This window comes from Intrasporangium zincisolvens, from assembly GCF_034724055.1.
Taxonomy (GTDB): Bacteria; Actinomycetota; Actinomycetes; order Actinomycetales; family Dermatophilaceae; genus Monashia; species Monashia zincisolvens.
The window spans coordinates 402433-426704 of sequence record NZ_JAWIIL010000004.1 but is presented as its reverse complement, the minus strand read 5'-3'; the positions used below and the strand labels follow the sequence as shown (position 1 = coordinate 426704).

25 protein-coding genes and 2 tRNA genes are annotated in these 24272 nt (G+C 72.5%); 15 read left to right on the top strand and 12 right to left on the bottom strand.

Annotated elements, in window-relative coordinates; translation table 11 throughout:
• Positions 1-49: 49 nt before the first annotated feature.
• A tRNA-Ile gene (locus tag RY076_RS14310) sits at positions 50-126 on the bottom strand.
• 216 nt (positions 127-342) lie between these two features.
• Between RY076_RS14310 and RY076_RS14305 the strand changes: the two genes are divergently transcribed.
• From RY076_RS14305 to RY076_RS14280, 6 genes are all read left to right on the top strand, one after another.
• Positions 343-684, top strand: a complete 342-nt coding sequence (locus RY076_RS14305) for a non-heme iron oxygenase ferredoxin subunit (RefSeq protein WP_323099207.1) — start codon at positions 343-345, stop codon at positions 682-684.
• A gap of 239 nt (positions 685-923) precedes the next feature.
• On the top strand, positions 924-1427 hold the full coding sequence (locus RY076_RS14300; protein ID WP_413785782.1) for a DUF3145 domain-containing protein: 504 nt from the start codon (positions 924-926) through the stop codon (positions 1425-1427).
• Between the two features lie 250 nt (positions 1428-1677).
• Positions 1678-1824 (top strand): hypothetical protein, encoded by a 147-nt coding sequence (locus tag RY076_RS14295; RefSeq protein ID WP_323099203.1) that lies wholly within the window; start codon positions 1678-1680, stop codon positions 1822-1824.
• Positions 1825-1945: 121 nt separating this feature from the next.
• Positions 1946-2482: an HNH endonuclease gene (locus RY076_RS14290; protein ID WP_323099201.1), complete on the top strand. Its 537-nt coding sequence runs from the start codon at positions 1946-1948 to the stop codon at positions 2480-2482.
• Positions 2479-2847, top strand: coding sequence for a WhiB family transcriptional regulator (locus tag RY076_RS14285; RefSeq protein WP_323099199.1), 369 nt, complete (start codon positions 2479-2481; stop codon positions 2845-2847). Before RY076_RS14290 ends, RY076_RS14285 begins: the two co-directional genes overlap by 4 nt.
• 93 nt (positions 2848-2940) lie before the next feature.
• Positions 2941-3795, top strand: coding sequence for an LAGLIDADG family homing endonuclease (locus RY076_RS14280; protein ID WP_323099198.1), 855 nt, complete (start codon positions 2941-2943; stop codon positions 3793-3795).
• A gap of 4 nt (positions 3796-3799) precedes the next feature.
• On the opposite strand, the gene fabF is transcribed toward RY076_RS14280, so the two are convergent.
• From fabF to aceE, 8 genes are all read right to left on the bottom strand, one after another.
• Entirely contained in the window at positions 3800-5050 is a 1251-nt protein-coding gene (gene fabF / locus RY076_RS14275) for a beta-ketoacyl-ACP synthase II (RefSeq protein ID WP_323099197.1), read from the bottom strand.
• A gap of 290 nt (positions 5051-5340) precedes the next feature.
• Complete coding sequence (locus RY076_RS14270) at positions 5341-5589, bottom strand: acyl carrier protein (protein WP_076260936.1); 249 nt, start codon at positions 5587-5589, stop codon at positions 5341-5343.
• Between the two features lie 76 nt (positions 5590-5665).
• Positions 5666-6721, bottom strand: a complete 1056-nt coding sequence (locus RY076_RS14265) for a beta-ketoacyl-ACP synthase III (RefSeq protein WP_323099193.1) — start codon at positions 6719-6721, stop codon at positions 5666-5668.
• A 31-nt stretch (positions 6722-6752) separates the two neighbouring features.
• A complete protein-coding gene (locus tag RY076_RS14260) occupies positions 6753-7727 on the bottom strand; it encodes an ACP S-malonyltransferase (protein ID WP_323099191.1) in 975 nt (324 codons plus the stop codon).
• 143 nt (positions 7728-7870) lie between these two features.
• Entirely contained in the window at positions 7871-9034 is a 1164-nt protein-coding gene (locus tag RY076_RS14255) for a PucR family transcriptional regulator (RefSeq protein WP_323099189.1), read from the bottom strand.
• 90 nt (positions 9035-9124) lie between these two features.
• The gene (locus RY076_RS14250; RefSeq protein ID WP_323099188.1) at positions 9125-9841 is read right to left on the bottom strand and encodes a class I SAM-dependent methyltransferase; all 717 of its coding nucleotides are present in this window, start codon (positions 9839-9841) and stop codon (positions 9125-9127) included.
• 86 nt (positions 9842-9927) lie between these two features.
• Positions 9928-11352: an argininosuccinate synthase gene (gene argG / locus RY076_RS14245; protein WP_323099186.1), complete on the bottom strand. Its 1425-nt coding sequence runs from the start codon at positions 11350-11352 to the stop codon at positions 9928-9930.
• A 270-nt stretch (positions 11353-11622) separates the two neighbouring features.
• Positions 11623-14394 carry a pyruvate dehydrogenase (acetyl-transferring), homodimeric type gene (gene aceE / locus RY076_RS14240; RefSeq protein WP_323099185.1) on the bottom strand — a complete coding sequence of 924 codons (2772 nt, stop codon included), beginning with the start codon at positions 14392-14394 and terminating at the stop codon, positions 11623-11625.
• A gap of 306 nt (positions 14395-14700) precedes the next feature.
• Here aceE and RY076_RS14235 point away from each other — a divergent pair, with 306 nt between their 5' ends.
• The 8 genes from RY076_RS14235 to RY076_RS14200 all read left to right on the top strand — a co-directional run bounded on the left by RY076_RS14235 (position 14701) and on the right by RY076_RS14200 (position 20248).
• Positions 14701-15117: a DUF3052 domain-containing protein gene (locus tag RY076_RS14235; RefSeq protein ID WP_323099184.1), complete on the top strand. Its 417-nt coding sequence runs from the start codon at positions 14701-14703 to the stop codon at positions 15115-15117.
• A 109-nt stretch (positions 15118-15226) separates the two neighbouring features.
• Positions 15227-15742 carry a peroxiredoxin gene (locus RY076_RS14230; protein WP_323099183.1) on the top strand — a complete coding sequence of 172 codons (516 nt, stop codon included), beginning with the start codon at positions 15227-15229 and terminating at the stop codon, positions 15740-15742.
• Positions 15743-15867: 125 nt separating this feature from the next.
• Positions 15868-15940: transfer RNA gene (locus RY076_RS14225), tRNA-Val, on the top strand.
• A gap of 1 nt (position 15941) precedes the next feature.
• Positions 15942-16844 (top strand): Nif3-like dinuclear metal center hexameric protein, encoded by a 903-nt coding sequence (locus RY076_RS14220; RefSeq protein WP_323099181.1) that lies wholly within the window; start codon positions 15942-15944, stop codon positions 16842-16844.
• The gene (locus tag RY076_RS14215) at positions 16841-17581 is read left to right on the top strand and encodes a zinc ribbon domain-containing protein (RefSeq protein WP_461782308.1); all 741 of its coding nucleotides are present in this window, start codon (positions 16841-16843) and stop codon (positions 17579-17581) included. The genes RY076_RS14220 and RY076_RS14215 overlap by 4 nt, the downstream gene beginning before the upstream one ends.
• A gap of 19 nt (positions 17582-17600) precedes the next feature.
• Complete coding sequence (locus RY076_RS14210; protein WP_323099177.1) at positions 17601-18620, top strand: reverse transcriptase-like protein; 1020 nt, start codon at positions 17601-17603, stop codon at positions 18618-18620.
• A gap of 24 nt (positions 18621-18644) precedes the next feature.
• Positions 18645-19058 (top strand): rhodanese-like domain-containing protein, encoded by a 414-nt coding sequence (locus tag RY076_RS14205; protein ID WP_323099175.1) that lies wholly within the window; start codon positions 18645-18647, stop codon positions 19056-19058.
• A complete protein-coding gene (locus RY076_RS14200) occupies positions 19055-20248 on the top strand; it encodes an O-succinylhomoserine sulfhydrylase (RefSeq protein ID WP_323099174.1) in 1194 nt (397 codons plus the stop codon). Before RY076_RS14205 ends, RY076_RS14200 begins: the two co-directional genes overlap by 4 nt.
• Positions 20249-20293: 45 nt before the next feature.
• On the opposite strand, the gene RY076_RS14195 is transcribed toward RY076_RS14200, so the two are convergent.
• From RY076_RS14195 to RY076_RS14185, 3 genes are all read right to left on the bottom strand, one after another.
• Entirely contained in the window at positions 20294-20683 is a 390-nt protein-coding gene (locus RY076_RS14195; RefSeq protein ID WP_323099172.1) for a hypothetical protein, read from the bottom strand.
• Between the two features lie 82 nt (positions 20684-20765).
• Positions 20766-21857 carry an ArsB/NhaD family transporter gene (locus tag RY076_RS14190; protein ID WP_323099171.1) on the bottom strand — a complete coding sequence of 364 codons (1092 nt, stop codon included), beginning with the start codon at positions 21855-21857 and terminating at the stop codon, positions 20766-20768.
• 4 nt (positions 21858-21861) lie between these two features.
• Positions 21862-22611: a YaaA family protein gene (locus tag RY076_RS14185; RefSeq protein ID WP_323099169.1), complete on the bottom strand. Its 750-nt coding sequence runs from the start codon at positions 22609-22611 to the stop codon at positions 21862-21864.
• Between the two features lie 146 nt (positions 22612-22757).
• Here RY076_RS14185 and RY076_RS14180 point away from each other — a divergent pair, with 146 nt between their 5' ends.
• Positions 22758-24194, top strand: coding sequence for an RNB domain-containing ribonuclease (locus tag RY076_RS14180; protein ID WP_323099167.1), 1437 nt, complete (start codon positions 22758-22760; stop codon positions 24192-24194).
• Positions 24195-24272: the final 78 nt, after the last annotated feature.

Genomic DNA, 24272 nt, shown 5'->3' with positions numbered 1-24272 from the left:
ATCAACCGAAGCCGAAACGTCAAACATCAAGCGGAGCCGTACAGACCACTGGTGGGGCAGCAGGGGCTTGAACCCTGGACCGACGGATTATGAGTCCGCTGCTCTGACCGGCTGAGCTACTGCCCCGGGACCCGTCTGCCGGCACCGAGGTGTCGGCGGGGGCCGGGTCGCGTCGGAGTCTAGCCACCGGCCCGGGTGGGAGCCCGGGACGGTCCGTGCGCGTGCCGGCGGTGCCGGTCGCGTCGCGATGAGCCTCTAGGCTCGCTCGCGGGACGGTCGGATCCGTCCTGCCGGGCGCCGACCGCGCCCGGACCGCGACCAGGACGGCGAGGGCGAGAACGCATGAGTGACGGCATCCGCGTGGCGGCGGTCGGGGACGTCGAGCCGGGCGAGGCCCTCGTCCTGCCGACCGACCTGACGGGCACCGACGAGCCGATCTCGTTGTTCCGCGACGACGACGGCACGTACTACGCGCTCGACGACACGTGCTCGCACGAGGACGCGTCGCTCGCCGACGGCTGGATCGAGGCCGGCGAGGTCGAGTGCCCGCTGCACGCGACGCGGTTCTGCCTCGCCGACGGCCGCCCCATGTGCCTGCCGGCGACGCGTCCGGTCGCCACCCACCGCGTCGAGGTCCGCGGCGAGGACGTCGTGCTCTTCCCCGGTGTCCCGGCCGGCTCCTGAACGACGCCCGACCGGGCAGCCCGCGGGGCCGCAGGGTCCCATTCATCCCGTTTTCGCGAAGTGCTGGTGCGCGTGTGTCTCGTGGGGCACAATGAGCGAGTGCTCCGTGCGCGGAGCGCCTGAGCACGACCACATCAGACATATCGGACACTGAGCACGACCGCACGATGGTTCCGGCTCCCAGGTGGCAGGCGTTGGGGAAGACGTCCCTGCAACTGGAGGAGGTTCGGATGTCTGTCATGCCGCGAACGGTCACTCGAGGTGTCGTGTTCGTCCATGGTGCGCCGGCGCCGCTGTGCCCGCATGTCCAGTGGGCCATCGAGGCCGTGCTCGACCAGCGCGTCGCGCTCGACTGGATCGCCCAGCCGGCCGCGCCCCGGATGGTGCGCACCGAGCTGTCGTGGGCGGCGGCCCCCGGCACCGGTGCCGAGCTCGCCAGTGCCCTGCGCGGCTGGGACGGCCTGCGCTACGAGGTCACCGAGGACGCGTCGGTGGGCTGCGACGGCGCCCGGTGGTCCTACACGCCGCGCCTCGGCATCCACCACACGATGACCTCCGTCTCGGGTGACGCCGTCGTCCAGGAGGACCGGCTTCGTGAGGCGATCCTGCGCACGCGCGGTGACGTCGAGGCGCTCCAGGACGAGATCGACCTGCTGCTCGGCGTGCCCTGGGACGAGGAGCTCGAGCCGTTCCGGTGGGCCGGCGACGGCGCACCCGTCCGCTGGCTGCACAAGGTCGGCTGACACAGACCTCTCGCCGGCCACGGCCTCCAGCGTGGTGACGGCGGGACGACGAGGGCCCGGGCGGTTCGTGCTCCCGGGCCCTCGTCGCGCCCTCTCGGCATGCGTGGTCGCAGGGCGGAAAACCACTGGGCGGCCGGGCGCCAGGCTGTCATCATCGAGCGGGCGGAGCACACGGCGCCGACCTGCACGCGTCATCAGCACGTGAGCACCGACACGACGAACCGACGAACCGACGAACGGAGGACGGGACATGGCCACGGACCTGACCTGCAACGCGAAGCACCGCGGGTGCCTCGTCGACGCGTCGTACCCGTTCGCGGGCGAACGCCCCGTCGATGCCCCACTGGCCACCCCCGAGCATCCCTGTCGCGTCTCCGCCGACGTGCGCCGAGCCTGACCGCTCCCGCCCACCGAGCCGCCACCGGATGTTCCGGTTGGCGGCTCTTCGCATGTGTCCCCGATGTCCACGCACGACCCACGCGCACACCGGCGCACGAGACCGGAAGGAGCAGGCCGCCATGACCCAGGTCGAGGTGTGGAACGCCGACGAGACGCTGCTGCACCGCGTCACGGTCCGGCACGCGATCGCGATGATCTGGCGTGGCGTCGCGACGCCTGTCTCGGTGCACGACACCGAGCTCTTCGGCCCGTACCGGGTACCCCTGGTCGTGCGGCTCGTGCGGTACGTCGAGCAGAAGTGGCTCTACAGCCGGACCCGGGCCACGTACTCACGCGAGGGCGTGCTGCTGCGTGACCGCGGCCGCTGCGCGTACTGCGGTCGGTACGCCGCCACGACGATGGACCACGTGCAGCCGCGGTCCCGGGGCGGGGCGACCTCGTGGGCGAACGCCGTCGCCGCCTGCGAGCCGTGCAACGCCCGCAAGGGCGACCGCACGCCTGAGGAGGCCGGGCTGCCGCTGCGCTGGGAGCCGTACGTGCCCACCCGCGTCCAGCTGCACCTCGCGCGGGAGGCACTCGACACCGCAGACACGCGCACGACGAGATCCGGCATCACGACCACTGTCACGACCACCGGGAAGGAGCCCGACCGATGACCAGGAACCGCACCACCCTTCGCCCCCAGTCCCTCGGACAGGTCGGGCTCCGGCCCGCCACCCCTGCACCGGGGCCCGACGCGTGGACCTACCGGGCGGCGTCGGAGCACCCCTTCGAGGTCGGCGTGGCACAGCCCCGCTGCGCCACGCAGGACCCGGAGCTCTTCTGGCCGGCCACCCCCGACGAGGCCGATGCTGCCCGTGCGGTCTGCCGCACGTGCCCGCTCGTCGAGTCCTGCCTCGCGGTCGCGACCCAGCGGCGCGAGTGGGGCGTCTGGGGTGGGCAGCTGCTCGCCAAGGGCATGCCCACCGACGAGCTGCCGGGCAACGTGCGTCCCGAGGCCCACCGCGCCCGCATCGCCTGAAGCGTCCGACCGCAGACACCTTCAGGGCGAGTGATGCACGGGGCCTGCGGGAGTCGGACGGTGACTGTCGTGGGTCGTGGCTAACGTCAGGACATGTTACTCGATCCGTCGCGGCCCGCGGTCGCCTACCTCCTCGGTTTGCTTCAGACGGATGGATGGCATTCGGGAAACGTCGGTGCCAAAGGGAAGGTCGGGATCGAGCTACAGGAACGGGACGTCGAGGTCCTGCGACAGGTCCGTTCCGTGATCCCGTGTCGCTCGTTCCTGCAGCGTCGTAGGCGTCAGACCAACTTCGCCGACGACTACGTCAGTTACACGCTTCAGTTCTTCGACCAGGCCACTCGTGTCGAGCTGGCCGCGCTGGGAATGACGCCGGGGCGCAAGGCGTATGACCTGGCGCCCCCTGATGATGTCGGGCTGGTCCATCGCGACTACCTGAGGGGTGTCCTTGATGGGGATGGTTCCGTCGGCTTCAGCCGCACCGGAATGCCGTTCATCAGTCTCGTGACCGCTTCGGAGCCCTTGGCGCGGTTCTTCGAAGCGAAGATCTGGCAGGTGTGCGGTGTCCGGCGCTTGACGCGTCGCAATTCTCGGGACCGGGTGTTCAACGTGATGGTGGCCAACCGGGCGGCGGCCACACTCGCTGCCTACTGCTGGCACCCCGAGGCGTGGCCCGCCATCCCGCGCAAGGCTGCCGCTGCAGCAGAGGTCGCAGCCTGGGCGCCGCCGGTCGAGCGCGCCGGGCGTTACGACGTGATCCGCAAACCGTGGACGGCCGCAGAGGATGCGATCGTGCTCGGCTGCTCACCGGCGGAGTCGGCAGAAGTGCTGGGTCGCACCCTGAAGTCGGTCACTGTTCGCCGCTGGCGCCTGCGCAACGACATCAGGACGGGACGCCGGAGCCCCCTCGGCCGTGATGGCGAGGGGGCTCCGGCCCCGGTCGAGTGATGCGTCAGATGCTGCGGATCGCGAGCGCGACGTTGTGGCCGCCGAAACCGAACGAGTTGTTCAGGGCCGCGATGTCGCCGTCGGGCAGCTTCTGCGCCTGGCCCGTGACGACGTTGAGCGGGATCTCGGGGTCCTGGTCGTCGAGGTTGATCGTCGCCGGGACGAGCCGGTTGTGGATCGACTGGATCGTGATGACGGCCTCGAGCGCGCCGGCGGCACCGAGCAGGTGGCCGGTCATCGACTTCGTCGCCGTGACCGAGAGGTTCTCGGTGTGGTCGCCGAACGCCCGCTTGATGGCGTTGTACTCGGCCACGTCACCGACCGGCGTCGACGTGGCGTGCGCGTTGATGTGGATGATGTCGGTCATCGACAGGTCGGCCCGCTCGACGGCGTACCTCATGGCGCGCGCCGCTCCCGAACCGTTGGGCTCGGGGGCCGTGATGTGGTGGGCGTCGGCGGACATGCCGACGCTCGCGAGCTCGGCGTAGATCTTCGCGCCGCGAGCCCGCGCGTGCTCCTCGGACTCGAGGACGATGACCGCGGCCCCCTCGCCGAGGACGAAGCCGTCACGGCCGGTGTCGTAGGGGCGCGAGGCCTTCTCCGGCTCGTCGTTGCGCGTCGACAGGGCCTGCATGGCCGCGAACCCGGCGATCGGCAGGGCGTGCACGGCGGCCTCGGTGCCACCCGCGACGACGACGTCGGCGCGGCCGGTGCGGATCATGTCGATGGCGTAGCCCATGCTCTCGGCGCCCGACGCGCAGGCGCTGACCGTGGTGTGCGCGCCGGCACGGGCACCGAGGTCGAGCGACACCGCCGCGGCCGGACCGTTCGGCATGAGCATCGGCACCGCGAGCGGGTAGACGCGTCGGGGGCCCTTCTCCTTGAGCACGTCCCACTGGTCGAGCAGGGTCCACACGCCGCCGATGCCCGAGCCGATGGCGGCGCCGAGCCGCTCCGGGTCGATCTCGGGGGCACCGGCGTCGGCCCACGCCTCGCGGGCCGCGATGAGGGCGTACTGGCTCGACGGGTCGAGCCGCCGGGTCTCGACCTTGGCGAGGACGTCGATGGGCGGCGTCGCGATGGTCGCGGCGAAGGTGACCGGGAGCTCGTACTTGGCGACCCAGTCGTAGTCCATCGGGCGGGCGCCGGAACGCCCCGCGAGCAGGGCCTCCCAGGTCTCGGGGGCCGTGCCGCCGAGGGGCGTCGTGGCGCCGAGACCGGTGACCACGACGCGTTGGTCGCGATTGGAGGTCATGTGACGTGCTCCTGTCGAGTCAGGGTGTGCGGATGGTGCGTGAGGGGCCGGCCGGTGCGGTCCGGCGCCGCCGAGGTGCTGCGGGTGCTGCGGGTGCTGCGGGTGCTTCGGGTGCTGCGGGTCGCGCCGGCCGTCGTGGCCGGGCCGAGGTCGTCGGCCCGGCCACGACGCGGCTCCCGGGAGCGGGTCGTGCGGGTNGGCCCCCCCCCCCCCGCCGCGGCTCCCGGGAGCGGGTCGTGCGGGTCGGCCGGCGGTCTCCCGACCGGCCGTCCGCGTCAGGCCCGTTCGGGTCAGGACTGGGCGCCCGAGATGTACGTGACGGCGTCGCGGACGGTCTTGAGGTTCTTGACCTCGCTGTCCGGGATGCGCACGCCGAACTTCTCCTCGGCGTTGACGACGATCGTCATCATCGAGAGGGAGTCGATGTCGAGGTCCTCGGTGAAGGACTTGTCCATCTCGACGGACTCGGTGTCGAGGCCCGTCTCCTCGTTGACGATCTCGGCAAGACCCTCGAGGATCTCCTGCTCGGACTGAGCCATCTGTCTGCTCCTTGTGGTTGGGATCCGTGTCGTTCCGTTGGCCCGAATGACCCGTCGGGACCGGCGGGAGCTGGTGTCAGGGAAGGACGACGACCTGGGCCGCGTAGACGAGGCCGGCGCCGAAGCCGATCTGCAGCGCGAGGCCGCCGCTCGGGATCTCCTTCTCGGCGAGCATGCGCGTCGTCGCGATCGGGATCGAGGCGGCCGAGGTGTTGGCCGTCGTGACGATGTCGCGGGCGACAGGGATGTCGGCGGGCAGCTTGAGCTGCTTGACCATCGCGTCGATGATGCGGATGTTCGCCTGGTGGGGGATGAAGGCGTCGAGGTCGTCGGCCTTGATGCCGGCCTTGTCGATGGCCTGCTGGGCCACCGGGGCCATGCCCCAGACCGCCCACCGGAACACCGTCTGGCCGGCCATCCCGATCGCGGGCCAGGCGTTCTTGTCGGACTGGGCGTCCTGCCACGACTCACGCAGGTCGGTCCACGCCTGCTTCTGCGTGATGGCGTCGCGCTGCGTGCCGTCGGAGCCCCACACGGTCGGACCGATGCCGGGGGTGTCGCTCGGGCCGACGACGCAGGCGCCCGCGCCGTCGCCGAAGATGAAGGCGCTTCCGCGGTCGTAGGGGTCGGTGAAGTCGCTGAGCTTCTCGACGCCGACGACGAGGACGTAGTCGGCGGAGCCGCCCTTGACCATGTCGCTGGCCATCGCGACGCCGTAGCAGTAGCCGGCGCAGGCAGCCGAGATGTCGAGGGCCGGGGCGGTGGACCCGAGGCGTGCGGCGAGCTCGGGGGCCGAGGCCGGCGTCTGGTACGGGTGGGTCACGGTGGCGACGAGGACGAAGCCGATCTGCTCGGGCGAGACGCCGGCGTGCTCCATGGCCTGGCGGGCCGCGTGCTCCGACATGTCGATGACGCTCTCGTCGGGCGCCGCGAAGTGGCGGCTGACGATGCCGGAGCGCTCACGGATCCACTCGTCGCTCGAGTCGATCTTGTCGACGATCTCGGCGTTCATGACGACGCGGGCCGGGCGGTACGCGCCGACGCCGAGGATGCGGGAGTGACGGGCGGCCCCGGAGTCGACGAGGGTGCCGGTGCCCTTGGGCTGCGGTGCGGTGCCGGATGCGGTGGTCACGGTGCCTTCTTAGTGGTCGCGGGGGTGAGGGTCAGGACGCGGACGGGCCGGGGTGCGCGGTGGCGTCCGGGGTGCTGGACGCGGGGACACCGTGCTCGGAGATCATCCGGCGCGCGGCCTCGAGGTCGTCGGGCGTCTTGAGGGCGAGGGTCTCGACGCCGCGCATGGCGCGCTTGGCGAGACCGACGAGGGTGCCGGCGGGCGCGAGCTCGACGAGGCCCGTGACGCCGAGCGACAGGAGCGTCTCCATGCAGAGGTCCCAGCGCACCGGGTTGCTGACCTGGCTCACGAGGCGCGCGAGCGCGTCGGTGCCCGAGGCCACGGCGGTGCCGTCGGCGTTGGACAGGAGCGTCACCGACGCATCGGCGGGCGTGACGTCGGCGGCGCGGGCCGCGAGGGCCTCCACGGCCGGGGCCATGTGGTGGGTGTGGAACGCGCCGGCGACCTGCAGCGGGATGACGCGGGCCTTGGCTGGCGCGTCGTCGGCGAGCGCGGCGACCTGCTCGAGGGTGCCGGCGGCGACGACCTGCCCGGCACCGTTCATGTTCGCGGGCGTCAGGCCGTGGCGCTCGAGGGCGGCGAGCACCTCGTCCGGGTCGCCGCCCAAGACGGCGGCCATGCCGGTCGGGGTGACGGCGCTGGCCTCGGCCATGGCGCGACCGCGGACGCTGACGAGCGACATCGCCTCGGTGGGCGCGAGGACGCCGGTAGCCGCGGCTGCCGTGAACTCACCGACGGAGTGGCCGGCGACGACGGTGGACGCGGGGAGCGTCGTGCCGTCGAGCAGCGCGGCGAGCGTCGTGAGGCCCGCGCCGACGATGAGCGGCTGGGCGACGGCGGTGTCCTTGATCGTCTCGGCGTCGGACTCGGTGCCGTGGGCGACGAGGTCGGTGCCGGCGGCCTCACCCAGCGAGGCGAGCAGCTCGCGCTGGCCCGGCAGCTCGAGCCACGGGGAGAGGAAGCCTGGGGTCTGGGAGCCCTGTCCAGGGCAGACGATCGCTAGCACGTGTCCAACACTTCCCGGTTACCGGTCAGGACCTCGCCACCGAATGTCACCAACTCGGTCGCGATTGTTTGGAGGATACCTCCAAGGGAGAACGAGCGTTCGGTCGAGCAGGCGTGGGTCGACAGGCCACGTCGCCGGCGCGCTCAGGCGAGCCGGCCGAGCGCGAGCGCGACGCGCGCCGCCCACGCCTCCCGGGGCGTCGTCAGGTCGTAACCGGTGGCGTCGCTGATCCGACCGAGGCGGTAGCGGACCGTGTTGGGGTGCACGAAGAGGGTGCGGGCGGTGGCCTCGAGGCTGCCGCCGTTCTCCAGGTAGGCGGTCGCGGTGTCGAGCAGCGGTGCCTGCTGCGCGCCGCGCAGGGGCCGGTGGATCCGTTCGACGAGGATGCGGCGGGCGCTGGCGTCCCCGGCCAGGGCGCGCTCGGGAAGGAGGGCGTCGGACTCGACGACGCGGGGGGCGTCGGGCCAGGCCGACGCCGCGGAGAGGCCGCTCAGGGCGGCGCGCGCCGAGCGGCCGGCGGCGAACAGGTGGGGCACCGTGGGCCCGACCACGACGGGTCCGGGCCCGAAGCGGTCGACGACGGCCCCGACGACGGCCAGCGGCTCGCGGGTGCCGCCGACGACGGCGATGAGCCGGGTGCGCTGCACGAGCACGAGCGCCTCGACGCCCTCCTTGCGCACCGCCCGGCGCAGCTCGTCGACGGCCGGCACCGTGCTCGCGCGGGCCTCGGGCGTCGTGCCGACGACGAACGTCACGTGCGAGACCTCGCCCCAGCCGAGGGCTGTGGCGCGCGACTGCATGGACTCGTCGGCCTCGCCACGGAGCACGGCGTCGACGACGAGCGCCTCGAGCCGGGCGTCCCAGGCGCCACGGGCCTCGGCCGCGCCGGCGTACACCTCCGCCGCGGCGAAGGCGATGTCACGGGAGAACCGCAGCACCGACTCTCGCAGCAGCTGCTCGTCGCCCGGGCCGGCCAGGCTCTCGACGTGCGACTCGACGACGTCGACGACGGTGCGCACCAGGTCGAGGGTCTGGCGCAGGCTGACCGACCGGGTCAGCTCCTGGGGCGCGTTGGAGAAGATCGAGATCGCCGACGGCGCGTGGCCCTCGGACCGGAACCACGCGATGAACTGCGAGATGCCGGCCTGCGCGACGAGGCCCACCTGCGAGCGCTCCTCGGCCGAGAGGCGTCGGTACCAGCCGAGGTTCTCCTCCATCCGCCGCGCGGCGAGCGTCGACAGCTCGCCGGCGCTGCGTTCGACGGTGCGGGTCGTGGCGTCGCTCGGCTGGACGGGGCGGTCGGTCACGGCGCCAGCCTAGGACGCTACGGCGGAGCGCTTTGTACGGCGCTCACAAAGAGAGTGACGCGCCGGTGCCTGATGCGTGGCCCGGCGACGTCAGTGCGCCGTGAGGATGCACGAGCGCCCGGTGTAGGCGCGCGGGCCCTCGAAGTGAGGCAGGGCAGCCGCGAGCTCGGCGTCGAAGGTCGACAGGTAGGCGACCGCAGCGCCGTGGTCGAGGAACGTCGCGCGCGTCTCGACGTCGCGACGCGACACGTGCTGGAAGTGGCGCGACAGTGTGTCCTCGGCGTTCTCGGCCGTGAACTGGGTGACGAGGGGCTCACCGCCCGCTTCCCGCAGCAGGTCGGCGAGGTGCTCCGCGCCGTTCGTGGCGACGCTCAGCCGGCCGCCGTCGCGCAGCACGCGCCGCAGCTCGGCGAGGGTGCCGTCGAGGTCGGGCACGTGGTAGAGCATCCACGCCGCGACAGCGCCGTCGAAGGTGTCGTCGGCGAAGGGGAGCGCGTCGCCGGGGAGCTGCCGCGACGGCACCCCGAGCGCGGAGGCGGCCTCGACCATCGCGGCCGAGATGTCGGTGGCCAGGTAGTCGACGCCGGGCAGGGCGTCGAGGACTGAGCGTGCGAAGTGGCCTGTGCCGCAGCCGATCTCGATGACCTTGGTCGGGCGCGCCGCGATGACGGAGCTGAGCAGCACCTCGGTGGGGGAGACGCCCTCCGGGCCGGGGCCCCACACGTCGCGCCGCGTGCGCAGGTTGTCGGTGTGGGCGTACTGGGCGTCCACGGTGTCGCGGTCGGTCATCGAGTCCATCGGCTGCATGGCCGCCGACCCTACCGGGACGAGCAACGCCCCGCGCGGCCGACCGGGTGGGTGGGGTCGGCCGCGCGGGGCGTCGGGCTGGGATGTCAGTCGGTGCCGAACTCCATGGCGGCGCGGTCGAGCGCGTCGTCCTGCTCGTCGACGTCTGCCGCGGCGGGGTTCGCCGCGATGGCCTGGGCGCCGCCGGGGGAGAGCTCGCCGACGAGGTCGGTGGCCTCGGACCCGAGCAGGCCCTGCGACGCGTACAGCTCGAGCTTGGCGCGCGAGTCCGCGATGTCGAGGTTGCGCATCGTCAGCTGGCCGATGCGGTCGACCGGTCCGAACGCCGCGTCCTCGGTGCGCTCCATCGACAGCTTCTCCGGGTGGTAGCTGAACGCGGGACCCGTCGTGTTGACGACCGACCAGTCGTCACCACGGCGCAGGCGCAGCGTCACCTCGCCGGTGACGGCGCTGGCCACCCAGCGCTGCAGCGACTCGCGAAGCATGAGCGACTGCGGGTCGAGCCAGCGGCCTTCGTAGAGAAGGCGGCCGAGGCGCCGGCCCTCGGCGTGGTAGGCGGCGATGGTGTCCTCGTTGTGGATCGCGTTGAGGAGCCGTTCGTAGGTCAGGTGCAGCAGGGCCATGGCCGGGGCCTCGTAGATGCCGCGCGACTTGGCCTCGATGATGCGGTTCTCGATCTGGTCGCTCATGCCGAGGCCGTGGCGGCCGCCGATGGCGTTGGCCTCCATGACGAGCGAGACCGGGTCCTCGAAGGTCACGCCGTTGATGGCGACGGGGCGGCCGCGCTCCCAGCGGACCGTGACGTCCTCGGTCTCGATCGCGACGGCGGGGTCCCAGAACCGGACGCCCATGATCGGCTCGACGACCTCCATCGACTCGTCGAGGAACTCGAGCGTCTTGGCCTCGTGCGTCGCGCCCCAGATGTTGGCGTCGGTCGAGTAGGCCTTCTCCGCGGAGGCGCGGTAGGGCAGCTCGCGGGCCGTGAGCCACTCGGACATCTCGTGCCGGCCACCGAGCTCGGTGACGAAGTCGGCGTCGAGCCACGGCTTGTAGATGCGCAGCTGCGGGTTGGCCAGAAGGCCGTAGCGGTAGAACCGCTCGATGTCGTTGCCCTTGAAGGTCGAGCCATCGCCCCAGATGGAGACGCCGTCGTCCTGCATGGCCCGCACGAGGAGCGTGCCGGTGACGACGCGGCCGAGCGGCGTCGTGTTGAAGTACGTCTTGCCGCCGCTGCGGATGTGGAAGGCGCCGCACGCGATGGCGGACAGGCCCTCCTCGACGAGCGCCTGGCGGCAGTCGACGAGCCGGCTGAGCTCGGCGCCGTACTGGCCGGCTCGGCCGGGGACGGAGGCGATGTCGGGCTCGTCGTACTGGCCGAGGTCGGCCGTGTACGTGCAGGGCACCGCGCCCTTCTCACGCATCCACGCGACGGCCACCGAGGTGTCGAGGCCACCGGAGAAGGCGATGCCGACGCGTTCACCGACAGGGAGGGAGGTCAGTACCTTGGACACGAGTGCAAGTATATGCACAGTCGCGCATACCTATCCAATCGACGGTCTGGATGGCACCACCCACCGACGACCGTTGCTCACGCCAGAGCTCCGACACGCGGCTCGACACGCCGCACGGTCGGGCTGACGCGCAGCAACGGACGTCGGTCGGCGGGGCCGCCGGACATCGGGGCCGGACATGCGGGTGGCCCGGCCCCCTCGCGTGGGGCCGGGCCACCGGCGTCGGTCAGTGTCGGTCAGTGTCGGTCAGCGTCGGTCAGTGGGGGAGCGTCAGCTCTCGCCGCCGGCGTTGCCGGACGTGCCGGCGGTGACGTCGTCGAGGCGGTACTTGTCCGCGGCCTTGGCCGGGACGTCGGCGTCGATCTTGCCCTCCCTGGCGAGCAGCTGCAGCGTGCGCACCGCGACCGAGGGGCCGTCGATGTGGAAGAAGCGGCGGGCGGCCGGACGCGTGTCGGAGAACCCGAACCCGTCGGCACCGAGCGTCGCGTACGTGCCCGGGACCCACTCGCGGATCTGGTCCTGGACGGCCCGCATGTAGTCGGACACGCCGACGACCGGGCCCTCGGTGCCCTCGAGGCACTGGGTGACCCACGGGACGCGCTTCTCGGCGTCGGGGGACAGGAACTCCTGCTCGTCGGCAGCGAGGCCGTCGCGGCGCAGCTCGTTCCACGAGGTGACCGACCAGACGTCGGCGGCCACGCCCCAGTCGTCGGCGAGCAGCTGCTGGGCCTCGAGCGCCCACGGCACCCCGACACCCGAGCCGAGGATCTGGGCCCGCGCCGGCGTGTGCTGCCAGCCCTCCGTGTTTGCCGCGGAGATGCGGTGCATGCCCTTGAGGATGCCCTCGACGTCGACGTCGGCCGGCTCGGCCGGCTGCTGGATCGGCTCGTTGTAGACGGTCAGGTAGTAGATGAGGTTGGACTCCTCGGGAGTCTGTCCCTCGCCGTACATCCGACGCAGGCCGTCCTGCATGATGTGCGCGATCTCGTAGGCGTAGGCCGGGTCGTAGTGCACGACGGCCGGGTTGGTCGACGCCAGCAGCGGGCTGTGGCCGTCGGCGTGCTGCAGGCCCTCGCCGGTCAGCGTCGTGCGACCGGCCGTGGCGCCGATGAGGAAGCCGCGGCTCATCTGGTCGGCGGCCGCCCAGATCGAGTCGCCGGTGCGCTGGAAGCCGAACATCGAGTAGAAGACGTAGATCGGGACCATCGGCTGGCCGTGCGTCGCGTACGACGTGCCGGCGGCCGTGAATGCGGCGAGCGAGCCCGCCTCGTTGATGCCGAGGTGCAGGATCTGGCCCTGGGTGTTCTCGCGGTAGGCGAGCATGAGCTCGGCGTCGACCGGCGTGTAGTTCTGCCCGTTCGGGTTGTAGATCTTGATCGTCGGGAAGAACGCGTCCATGCCGAAGGTGCGCGCCTCGTCGGGGATGATCGGCACGATCCGCTTGCCGAACTCCTTGTCGCGCAGGAGGTCCTTGAGCAGGCGGACGAACGCCATCGTCGTGGCGACCTCCTGCTTGCCCGAGCCCTTCTTGACCTGGGCGTAGGCCTCGTCGCCGGGCAGCTTGACGGTCTCGAACTCGACGCGTCGGCTCGGCAGCGTGCCGCCGAGCTTGGCGCGGCGGTCGATCGAGTACTTGACGACGTCGTTGTCGGGCCCCGGGTGGTAGTACGGCGGCTGGTAGGGGTTGGCCTCGAGCTGCTCGTCGGAGATCGGGATGCGGAGGCTGTCGCGGAAGGCCTTGAGGTCGTCCAGCGTCATCTTCTTCATCTGGTGCGTGGCGTTGCGACCGGCGAAGTGCGAGCCGAGGCTGTAGCCCTTGATCGTCTTGGCGAGGATGACGGTCGGCTGGCCGGTGTGCTCACGGGCCGCCTGGTAGGCCGCGTAGACCTTGCGGTAGTCGTGGCCGCCGCGCTTGAGGTCCCACCAGACCTGGTCGTCGGTCCAGCTCTCGACCATCTTGGCGGTCCGCGGGTCGCGGCCGAAGAAGTGGTCGCGCACGTACTTGCCGTCGTTGGCGCGGAAGGTCTGGTAGTCGCCGTCGCTCGTGGAGTTCATGAGGTGCACGAGCGCGCCGTCGCGGTCGCCGGCGAGGAGCGGGTCCCAGCCGCGGCCCCAGACGACCTTGATGACGTTCCAGCCCGCCCCGCGGAAGAACGCCTCGAGCTCCTGGATGATCTTGCCGTTGCCGCGGACCGGCCCGTCGAGGCGCTGCAGGTTGCAGTTGACGACGAAGGTGAGGTTGTCGAGCTCCTCGTTGGCCGCGAGCTGGAGCAGGCCGCGCGACTCGGGCTCGTCCATCTCGCCGTCGCCGAGGAAGGCCCAGACGTCCTGCTGGCTGGTGTCCTTGATGCCGCGGTTGTGCAGGTACTTGTTGAACTGCGCCTGGTAGATGGCGTTCATCGGGCCGATGCCCATCGACACCGTCGGGAACTCCCAGTAGTCCGGCATGAGGCGCGGGTGGGGGTAGGACGGGACGGCGCGGATCTTGCCGTCGACGAGGTGGCTCTTCTCCTGGCGGAAGCCGTCGAGGTCGGCCTCGCTGAGGTGGCCCTCGAGGAAGCTGCGGGCGTACATGCCGGGCGAGGCGTGGCCCTGGAAGTAGACCTGGTCGCCGCCGCCCTCGTGGTCCTTGCCGCGGAAGAAGTGGTTCATGCCCACCTCGTAGAGCGTCGCGGCGCTCGCGTACGTCGAGATGTGCCCACCGACGCCGATGCCCGGACGCTGGGCGCGGTGCACCATGACCGCGGCGTTCCAGCGGATGTAGCGGCGGAACTCGCGCTCCACCTCCTCGTCACCGGGGAACCACGGCTCGCGCTCCGGCGGGATGGTGTTGATGTAGTCGGTGGCCGTCAGGGACGGCACCCCGACCTGCTGCTGGCGGGCCCGCTCGATGAGCTTGAGCATGATGTAGCGCGCCCGCGTGCGGCCCTTCTCATCCAGGACGGCGTCGAGCGAGTCGAGCCACTCCTGGGTCTCCTCGGGATCGATGTCCGGGAGCTGACTGGGGATGCCGTTGAGGATCGGGCCGGCCTCGGAAGCCACGTCGTGGGTCCTTTCTCGTCGCGTCGCGGCGCCCTCGGACCGGGTGGTCGGGGCGCTGCTCCCATCCATCCTCCACCAAACCGTGGTAGCCGTCACACTCGGGTCCGGCAGTGGGACACCGACGCGTGTTGTACGGCGTTGGGCCCGTCCGCCACACCTTGCGCGGTACCGTCGGAACCGGTGGACTGGTACCCGGTGCCGTCGCCCGCCGTCCCCGACGCGATGCGACGAGCAGCTGCCAGCACGACCTGCACGACCCGGCCCGCGCGACCTGCGCGGGCCCCCTGACGGAGAGGACCGGTGACAGTGAGCGCGACCGCGGGAGCGGCGTCCCTCAGCAAGCTCGGATTTGCCAAAGGGCAGGTCATCCAGGAGTTCGGCTATGACGACGACGTCGACAACGACCTGCGGTTCGAGGTCGAGGACGCCATCGGTACCGAGCTCGAGGACGAGGAGTTCAACGACGGAGCCGACGGTGTCATCGTCTGGTACCGCGAGGGCGACGAGGACCTCGTCGACCTCATGGTCGATGCCCTGACGAAGCTGTTCGACCAGGGCTTCGTCGTGCTGCTGACGCCGAAGGCCGGCCGGTCCGGCCATGTCGATGCCGCCGTCGTCGAGGAGGCCGCCTCCACGGCGGGCCTCGTGACGGGTGGTCAGGTCAACGTCGCGACGAACTGGACCGCCTCGCGCCTCATGCCGCCGAAGGGGCCGCGCCGCTGACGCGTGCACCCGCCTCCGGACTGCCCGGTACGCACGCCTCCGCCGGTACCCGTGGGGGTGTCCGCGGGCGTGGCAGCGGGCGTCCCCGCGAGGTGCGACACTCGTGGGCATGACGAACGCGCCCTCGCTCCACGCGTCCGCCCAGCCGGCCGTCGGCGACCTCGCCCCCGACTTCACGCTGGTCGACCAGTACGGCGTCGACGTCAGCCTGTCGACGGTCCGCGGGCGCAAGAACGCCGTCGTCGTGTTCTACCCGGCGGCGTTCTCGGGCATCTGCCGGGGCGAGCTGCGCGAGATCCGCGACGGCCTCGAGGACTTCCAGACCGACGACATCCAGGTGTTCGCCGTGTCGTGCGACTCGATGTACACCCTGCGCACGTGGGCCGACGCCGAGGGCCACTTCTTCCCGCTGCTGTCCGACTTCTGGCCGCACGGCGAGGTGGCCCGCAGCTACGGGGTCTTCAGCGACGAGGACGGCTTCGCGCTCCGTGGCACGTTCCTGCTCGACCGCTCCGGTCGGGTCGTGTGGTCGGAGGTGCGAGGCATCGGCCAGGGCCGCGACTTCCGCGAGTACCGTGCGGCGCTCGCGCGCCTGCGTGCCGCGGACGCCGGCCCCGACGCGTGACGCGCGTGCCCGCCTGACGCGCGTGCCCGCGTGACGCGCGTGCCCGCGTGAGTCGGGCGCGCCGAACGCGTCGGCCCGCTAGGCTGTCGGCCGCCCGACCGGACGCCGAGCGCGCCGGCGGGAGGGGGCCTGTAGCTCAGCTGGTAGAGCACCGCGTTTACACCGCGGGTGTCGTCGGTTCGATCCCGGCCGGGCCCACGTGGTTGACGTGACGCTGCGCGACGTCGTCGCGGTCCTCGAGTCCCTGTACCCGCCCGAGACCGCGGCCGACTGGGACCGCGTCGGTCTCGTGGCCGGCGACCTCGACCAGCCGGTCCGCACGATCCTCTTCGCCCTCGACCCGACGCTCGCCGTCATCGACGAGGCGGTGCGCTGCGAGGCCGACCTGCTCGTGACCCACCATCCCCTTCTGCTGCGCGGCGTCCACTCGGTAGCCACGACGACGGCCAAGGGCGCGTCCGTCACGGCGCTGCTCGCCGGGGGCGTCGCGCTCTACGTCGCGCACACCAACGCCGACGTCGCCGACCCCGGCGTGTCGACCGTGCTCGCCGACGCGCTCGGCCTGACGAGCCAGCTCCCGCTGACCGAGATCGGCGGTCGCCCGGCGGGACGCGTCGGGGAGCTTCCCGTGGCGGTGTCGCTGCGGGAGTTCGCCGAGGCGATGGCCGACGCGCTGCCGGCGACGGCCGGCGGGATGCGGGTCAGCGGCCAGCCCGACGCCGTCGTGCACCGCGTCGCCGTCATGGGCGGCTCCGGTGACGACCTGTTCGACGCCGCCCGCGCGTCGGGCGCCGACGTGTTCGTCACGGCCGACCTGCGCCACCACCCGGTGCTCGAGGCTCGCGAGGAGGCGCGCGACGGCACGCCCTACCTCGTCGACGCCGGTCACTGGGCCACCGAGTCGCTGTGGCTGACCAGCGCGCGCGAGCGCGTGCTCGGGGCGCTGGGGGAGGACCCGACCCCGGGCACGGAACCGACTAGGGTCGTGGGCAGACTCTCGAGCGTGCGCACCGAGCCGTGGACCTTCGTCGTCGGTGCCAACCGAGCCCAACCCGAGCCGGGCCCTGCCCGCGACCGGACCGACCCCGGAGGTGCGTCCTGAAAGCCGACCCGTCCCGCCAGTGGCGCCTGCTCGACCTGCAGGCCATCGACACGCGTCTCGACCAGATCGCGCACGCCAAGGCGAACCTGCCCCAGCTCGCGGCCGTCGACGTGGCGCGTCGTGAGGTCGGCGCCCTCGAGACCGAGGTCGTCAACGCCCGCACGGCGGCCGACGACGTCCAGCGCGAGCTGACGAAGTCCGAGCAGGACGTCCAGCTCGTCCGCGACCGTGCGGCCCGTGACCAGGCCCGGCTCGACTCCGGGCAGGGCTCGGCCAAGGACCTGCAGGCCCTGCAGCACGAGCTGACCTCCCTCGCCCGCCGCCAGGCCGAGCTCGAGGACGTCGAGCTCGAGGTCATGGAGCGCGCGGAGTCGCGTGCGGCCCGCGTCACCGAGCTGCAGAGCCGGCACGCCGAGGTGGCCGAGCGCCTGACGCGCCTCGAGTCCGAGCGCGACGCCAAGCTCGCCGAGCTCGACGCCGAGGCCGTGAAGGTCGGCGGCGGCCGCGCCGACGTCGTCGCCGGCGTGGGTGACGACCTCGTGAGCCTCTACGAGAAGATCCGCGCCTCGAGCGGTGGTCTGGCCGCCGCGGCGATGCAGCACCGGCGGTGCGGCGGCTGCCGCCTCGAGCTCAACCCGGTCGACATCGACCGCATCCGCAGCACCCCGCAGGACGAGATCATCCGCTGCGAGGAGTGCCGCCGCATCATGGTGCGCACCGCCGAGTCAGGCCTGTGACCGGTCCGGAGCGCAGCGCGTGACCGGGGCCTCGGCGACCTCCGGGCGTCGCCTCGTCGTCGAGGCCGACGGCGGGTCGCGGGGCAACCCCGGCGTCGCCGGCTACGGCGCCCTCGTGCGCGACGCCGCGACCGGGGCGGTCCTCGTCGAGCTGGCCGAGCCGCTCGGTCAGCAGAGCAACAACGTGGCCGAGTACTCCGGACTCGTCGCAGGGTTGACGGCCGCCGCCGAGCTGGCCACCGGGCCGCACGTCGTCGCGCGGTTGGACTCCAAGCTCGTCGTCGAGCAGATGTCGGGCCGCTGGAAGATCAAGCACGAGGACATGCGCCGCCTGGCGCTCGAGGCGCGCGAGGTGGTGCGCCGCATCGCCGACGCGGGCGGCTCGGTGCAGTTCGAGTGGGTGCCGCGCGAGAAGAACAAGGCGGCCGACGCCCTGAGCAACGACGCGATGGACGGCAAGAGCGTCCGACGCGTCCTCGAGGGCGGTGCGGGGTCGGAGGGCGCCGACGCGTCCGTCGTGCTCGAGCACGCTGCCGACGCGGCCGGCGCCGTCGCCGCCTCGGCGTCCTCGCAGCTGCCCGGTGGCGCGTCGACGCGGCCGCTGCGGCTCCTGCTCGTGCAGGTGCCCTACGACGAGAGCGTCGGGCCACGGATCGCGCGCGCGGTGCAGCGGCTCGTCGGTGAAGACGCCCGGGTCGTCGGCTCGGCCGAACCCCCGGCCGCCGCCCTGGCCGAGGCGGTCGGGGCGGCGCTCGACGCGTCCGTCGACACGACCGACGCGTGGGACGGCACCGCACCCGGTGAGGGCGCCGACGACGCCGTCCGCGGGGCCTACCGGGGCCTCCGCGCGGAGGGCGGCACCGTCGTCGTCGTCACCTCCCGCCGCGGGGTGCTGTCGGTGCTCGGCGACGTCCTCGCGACGCCCACGGAGCGGTTCTGGGCGCTGGCGACCGCGCCCGGGAGCCTGTCGGCCGTCGAGGTCTGGGAGGACGGCTCCGCGTCGGTGGCTTTCACCAATCGGACCGACCATCTCGCCTGACGGACGCTGTGCGATATTCGCTGCATGAGCTACGCCGGTGACGTGACCCCCGAGCAGGCCTGGGCGGCCCTGCGCGACGAGCCGGGTGCGGTGCTCGTCGACGTGCGCACGAGTGCGGAGTGGTCCTATGTCGGCCTGCCCGACCTCGGCGAGGTCGGCAAGGACGTCGTGCTCGTCGAGTGGCAGTCCTACCCCGACGGCCGGGTCAACGAGCGCTTCGTCGACGAGCTGGCCGAGGCCGGCGTCGACAAGGAGCAGCCCGTCTACTTCCTCTGCCGCTCGGGCGTGCGCTCGGTGAGCGCCGCCGAGGCCGCGACCGCGGCTGGTTGGGCTCAGTCGCGCAACGTCCTCGAGGGCTTCGAGGGCCCGCACGACGCGCAGCGCCACCGCGCCGTCTCAGGCTGGAAGGTCGCGGGCCTGCCGTGGGTGCAGGGATGAGCGACACCGGCACCGACGCGACGCAGAGCTGGCGGCCCGACACCCTCGCGGTGCGGGCAGGCCTGTCCCGCAGCGGGTTCGAGGAGACGTCCGAGGGCCTCTACCTGACCTCGGGCTTCGTGTACGACACCGCCGAGGACGCCGAGGCGGCCTTTAAGGGCGACGTCGACCGCTTCGTCTACTCCCGCTACGGCAACCCGACCGTCTCGATGTTCGAGGAACGGCTGCGCCAGATCGAGGGCGCCGAGGCGTGCTTCGCCACCGGGTCGGGCATGTCCGCGGTCTTCGTCGCACTGGCGGCGCTGCTCGGCCAGGGCGACCGCGTCGTGTCCTCCCGCGCCCTCTTCGGCTCGTGCTTCGTCATCCTCGACGAGATCCTGCCGCGCTGGGGCGTCGAGACGGTGTTCGTCGACGGGCCCGACCTCGACCAGTGGCGCGAGGCACTCTCGGAGCCGACGACGGCCGTCTTCTTCGAGACGCCGAGCAACCCGATGCAGGAGCTCGTCGACATCGCCGCGGTCAGCGAGCTGGCCCACGCCGCCGGCGCGAAGGTCGTCGTCGACAACGTCTTCGGCACGCCGGTGTTCAGCAAGCCGCTCGAGCACGGCGCCGACATCGTCGTCTACTCCGCGACCAAGCACATCGACGGCCAGGGCCGGGTGCTCGGCGGTGCGGTGCTCGGGCCCAAGGAGTTCGTCGACGGCCCGGTGCAGAACCTGATGCGGCACACCGGCCCGTCGATGTCGCCCTTCAACGCGTGGGTCCTCGTCAAGGGCCTGGAGACGATGTCGCTGCGTGTCGAGCGGATGGCGGCCAGTGCTCTCGAGGTGGCCCGGTTCCTCGAGTCGCACCCGCGAGTGACGCGCGTTGTGCACCCGTTCCTGCCCTCGCATCCTCAGCACGAGCTCGCCAGGCGCCAGATGCTGGCGGCCGGCACCGTGGTGACGTTCGAGCTGGACGGCGGCAAGGACGAGGCCTTCACGCTCATGAACGCCCTCCAGGTCATCGACATCTCAAACAACCTCGGTGACTCCAAGTCGCTCATCACGCACCCGGCCACGACGACCCACCGACGGCTGACGCCGGAGGCGCGCGCCGCGGTCGGCATCACCGATGGCGTCCTGCGGGTGTCGGTCGGCCTCGAGGACGTCCGCGACCTCGTCGACGACCTGGGCCGCGCTCTCGGCTGACGGCGTCCACGCGGAGGGCCGGCGCGAGTGGCTGGACGGACGCGATCAGTCCTCGGCCGGGACGGAGAGGATCTCCCCGAGGGCCGCAGCGAGGCGACGGGCGTCGACGGCGCCACGGCCCGACAGCTCGACGGGTCGGTGGTCACCCGTCCAGCCCTCCGTCGACAGCATCGCGAGGCGGGTCGGGACGTCGACGTAGACCCAGTAGTCGATGCACGGCGGCGGCCACCCCGCCCCGTACGACTCCACGACTCCGCTGTCGGGGTAACGCTCGGCGAACCGGAGCGGGTCGGCCTCCCAGAGCATGTCCGAGACGACGCCGTCACGGGGCTGTCCGGGTGAGCTGCGGGAGAACCCCGCGGAGGCGCCGAGGAACAGGCTGTCGAGGGCGGCACACACGGTGGCCGACCAGTCGTCGTCGAATCCGTCGGGCACGCGCCCACTGTAGGTCGTCGTCCCCCGGCCCGGGTGCCCCCGGGGCCGGCGGGCCAGTGGGTCCTGGCGACGCGCGGACCGTTCAGGCCGTCGCGGCGAGCGTCAGGGTCGCGGCGCCGACGACCACGACCGCGCACAGCAGGCCGGTTCGGGCCACGCGACCGGCGTCGACGGTGAGCCCGGCCGAGCGGCACCGCTGGGCCCAGAGCAGCGTCGCCACCGAACCCCACATCGTGACGAGGGGGCCGGCGTTGACGCCGACGAGCAGGGCCGCAAGACGGGCCGGGGCGTCGGTGACGGTCGGCTCCAGCGCGAGGTAGGCCGGGAGGTTGTTGATCCCGTTGGCGGCCAGGGCCCCGAGGCCGCTGATGCGCAGCAGGGCCGTGACGCCCGTCCCCTCGCCGACGAGGGTGTGCAGCCACTCCTCGAGCCCGGCGCGCAGGGCGGCGTCGACGGCGAGGAACAGCACGCAGATGCCCATGACGGTGAGCCACGGCATCTTGATGCGGCGCAGCAGCACGGGAGCTCGCCAGTACGTGGCGGCGAGCAGGAAGAGCGCCGCGGGGACCGAGGCGAGGGCCGGCTGGATCCCGGCGACGAACGCGACGGCCAGGGCCCCGCACGTCCACGCCGTGATCACCATGAGGAGGTGGTCGTGCGGCTCGGCGCGCGGCGGGGTGTCGTAGCGGCCGCGCAGCTCGGTGCGGTGCAGCAGCCAGAGCACGGCCATCGTGCCGGCCACGGCCACGACGGCTGGGGGCGCGAGGAGCCGGATGTAGCCCCACGTCGAGACGCCGAGCTCGGCGAACGGGTGCAGGGACAACAGGTTCGTCAGGTTCGACACCGGCAGCAGCAGCGAGGCGGTGTTGGCCAGCCACAGCGTCGTCATCGCGAACGGCAGGGGCGGCGCCCCCACCTGCCGGGCGACGGTCACGGCCACCGGGGTCAGCAGCACCGCCGTCGTGTCGAGGCTGAGCACGACGGTGGAGACGACCGCGAGGGCGACGACGAGCAGCCACAGCACGGCGACCCGACCGCGGGCCAGGCGCGCGGCCCAGTGTGCGGCCTCGTCGAAGAGGCCCGCCTGGTCGCAGAGCTCGGCGACGAGTGTGATGGCCACGAGGAAGACGAGGATCGGGGCCACCCGGTCGACGAGCTGCGCGAGGTCGAGCACGGCATCAGTCCTTCGCCGTCGCGGCCAGCTGCCACGTCTTGCCGGGCCGCTCGGGCGGGGTGAGGGTCACCGCGAAACGCTCGGACAGTGCGTCGGCCAGGGCCTCCGGCGTCCGCGGGGCCTCGCGGCCGACGAGGTCGCGCGTGACGAGGCCGCGGGTGTGCTTGGCCATGTGCGAGGCCCCCGGGACCGTGACGTGGACGGTGCGGCGGGCGACGTGCGCCGGCGGACGCCACATCGACGCGTAGGTGCTGGAGCGGCAGTCGACGACGAGGCCGCGCTCGCCGGCAGCGCGTTCGAGCACGGGCGCGAGGTGGGGGCGCCAGACCCGCTCGAGGTGGCCGATGCCGGGCAGGTCGGCGCAGGCGTGGACGCGGTAGGCGGGGATGCGGTCGGTGAGCCGCACCGCGCCGAAGAGGGCTGACATGACGACGATGCTGCGGTTGGCGCGGCGGCGGGCGGCGGCGTCGAGGCTCGGCAGGTCGAGCGCCTTGTAGAGGACGCCCGAGTACACGTCGGCGGCGACCCGGGCCGGGCCGGTGAGCAGGCGCGTGTTGCGCTCGACCTCCTCGACGAGGTTGGGGCTGACGCCCAGCACCTCGGGCGCCCCCGGCTCGGCGCTGACGGCGGCGACGGCGCGCACGGCGTCCTCGCGCAGCGGCGTCAGCTCGGGGAAGGACAGGGAGCCGAGGTCGAGCGGTCGTCCCCGGCGGGCCGGGGTCTTGCCCTCGGACGGGGGCAGGAGGATGAGCACGGGGGCCAGCCTAGGGACTCCGGGCTGGGGCAGGCGCGCCCCTCCCGCGACGCGCCGCGCCGGACGCCGCTGGCACGTCGGCCGACGCGTCGAACGGCGTTGGTGCGTCGGCTCCGCTGAGGACGGCGCGTGCATAGGGTGGCGCCATGCCCTCGAGACATATCGTCTTCCACCCGGCGCCGACGCCGGGAGACGTGGCCCAGGCCCTGACCGCGCGGTTCGGGGAGATCCGGCGCGAGGCGAAGCTGCCCGACGCGTTCCCGCCAGACGTCGTCGCGGAGGCCGCGACGGCGGCCGGCGCTGCGCAGCTGCCCGAGCGTGACGAGACCGCGGTCCCGTTCGTCACCATCGACCCGCCGTCCTCGATGGACCTCGACCAGGCGATGCACATCGAGCGCGCCGGCGACGGTTTCCGGGTCCGCTACGCCATCGCCGACGTCCCGGCCTTCGTGCGGGCCGGAGGAGCCGTCGACACCGAGGCGCGCCGGCGGGGCCAGACGGTCTACTGCCCTGACGAGCGGGTGCTGCTGCACCCGAAGGAGCTGAGCGAGGGGGCGGCGAGCCTGCTGCCCGACCAGGTGCGACCCGCGTTCGTCTGGGACATCACGCTCGACGCCGACGGCGAGGGCACCGCGGTCGAGGTCTTCCGGGCCCTGGTGCGCAGCGTCCGGCGCTACGACTACGCCGAGGTGCAGCAGGCCGTCGACGCCGGCACCGCCGAGGACGTCCTCGTGCTGCTCAAGGAGGTCGGCGAGAAGCGGATCGCCCTCGAGCGCAAGCGCGGTGGGGCGTCCCTGCCGATGCCCGAGCAGGAGGTCCAGGAGGACGGCTCGGGCGGGTTCACGATCTCGTTCCGGCCGCTGCTCGCCTCCGAGGACTGGAATGCGCAGATCTCGCTGCTGACCGGCATGGGCGCGGCCGACCTCATGCTCCGCGGGAAGATCGGCATCCTGCGCACCATGCCGACGCCCGACCAGCGCGACCTCGCGCGGTTCCGCCACCAGGCCGCGGCCGCCGGGGTCCCGTGGCCGAAGGGGCTCGCGTACGGCGAGTTCCTCCGCACCCTCGACCGCGCCGACCCCCGGCACCTGGCTCTCATCCACGAGGCGACGTCGCTGTTCCGCGGTGCCGGCTACACACCCTTCGACGGCACCGTGCCGGACCAGCCCGACCACGCCGCGGTGGCGAACCCGTACGCCCACGTCACTGCGCCGCTGCGCCGGCTCGTCGACCGCTTCGGCCTCGTCGTCTGCGAGGCCCTGTCGGCGGGGAGCGACGTGCCGGCTTGGGCCCGTGAGGCGCTCGCCGCGCTGCCGGAGGTCATGGCAGCCTCCGACCGACGCGCGGGCCAGGTGGAGCGGGCCTGCACCGACGCCGTCGAGGCCGCCGAGCTCGCGGGCCACCTGGGCGCGGTGCTCGACGCGGTCGTCGTCGACGTCAACGGCAAGGGCGTCGTCGTGCAGCTCATCGACCTCGCGATCGTCGCCAAGGCCACCGGCACGGCGCGTCCGGGCGACTCGGTCCGGGTGCGCGTCGAGGCGGCCGACGTGTCGACCGGCGACGTCGGGCTCACTCTCGTCTGAGCTCCAGCGGCGCCGCGCCCACTCCACCAACGCTCTGACCCACCCGGTACCTGGCGACCGAACGAGTCGTTCGGTGCG

Bases quoted from the DNA above. Each gene is read 5' to 3' on its own strand.
- fabF (WP_323099197.1), bottom strand. From the start codon at position 5,050: ATGACCTCCAATCGCGACCAACGCGTCGTGGTCACCGGTCTCGGCGCC.
- RY076_RS14230 (WP_323099183.1), top strand. From the start codon at position 15,227: ATGACGAACGCGCCCTCGCTCCACGCGTCCGCCCAGCCGGCCGTCGGC.
- RY076_RS14300 (WP_413785782.1), top strand. From the start codon at position 924: ATGCCGCGAACGGTCACTCGAGGTGTCGTGTTCGTCCATGGTGCGCCG.
- RY076_RS14280 (WP_323099198.1), top strand. From the start codon at position 2,941: ATGTTACTCGATCCGTCGCGGCCCGCGGTCGCCTACCTCCTCGGTTTG.
- RY076_RS14205 (WP_323099175.1), top strand. From the start codon at position 18,645: ATGAGCTACGCCGGTGACGTGACCCCCGAGCAGGCCTGGGCGGCCCTG.
- RY076_RS14270 (WP_076260936.1), bottom strand. From the start codon at position 5,589: ATGGCTCAGTCCGAGCAGGAGATCCTCGAGGGTCTTGCCGAGATCGTC.
- RY076_RS14290 (WP_323099201.1), top strand. From the start codon at position 1,946: ATGACCCAGGTCGAGGTGTGGAACGCCGACGAGACGCTGCTGCACCGC.
- RY076_RS14200 (WP_323099174.1), top strand. From the start codon at position 19,055: ATGAGCGACACCGGCACCGACGCGACGCAGAGCTGGCGGCCCGACACC.
- RY076_RS14180 (WP_323099167.1), top strand. From the start codon at position 22,758: ATGCCCTCGAGACATATCGTCTTCCACCCGGCGCCGACGCCGGGAGAC.
- RY076_RS14285 (WP_323099199.1), top strand. From the start codon at position 2,479: ATGACCAGGAACCGCACCACCCTTCGCCCCCAGTCCCTCGGACAGGTC.
- RY076_RS14305 (WP_323099207.1), top strand. From the start codon at position 343: ATGAGTGACGGCATCCGCGTGGCGGCGGTCGGGGACGTCGAGCCGGGC.
- RY076_RS14295 (WP_323099203.1), top strand. From the start codon at position 1,678: ATGGCCACGGACCTGACCTGCAACGCGAAGCACCGCGGGTGCCTCGTC.
- RY076_RS14250 (WP_323099188.1), bottom strand. From the start codon at position 9,841: ATGCAGCCGATGGACTCGATGACCGACCGCGACACCGTGGACGCCCAG.